This is a genomic window from Hymenobacter lapidiphilus (assembly GCF_003417065.2).
Lineage (GTDB): Bacteria > Bacteroidota > Bacteroidia > Cytophagales > Hymenobacteraceae > Hymenobacter.
Genome location: NZ_QVLT01000093.1, coordinates 1 through 247 on the forward strand (window position 1 = coordinate 1; position 247 = coordinate 247).

A 247-nucleotide genomic window follows, 5' to 3' on the forward strand; every position below is an offset into this window, starting at 1 on the left:
ACGGCGGGCTGGGCGTGTCCGAGTTGCGCCGTTTAAAACAGTTGGAAGAAGAGAACCAGCAGCTCAAACAGCTGGTCACGGACCTGAGCCTGGACAAGCAGATGCTGCAGGATGTACTCAAAAAAAAAGTTCTGAAGCCCGTGCAGCGTCGCCACGTGGCTCAACACTTACGCGACGCCTATCGCATCTCGACCCGCCGAGCCTGCCAGCTCGTATCGCTACAGCGGTCGAGCTGGTATTACCAGCC

Annotated in this window: 1 pseudogene; it reads left to right on the plus strand. The window is 57.9% G+C overall.

The features are described 5' to 3' along the window. Positions 1-247, plus strand: a pseudogene (locus D0N36_RS19335) (IS3 family transposase); the annotation flags it as partial.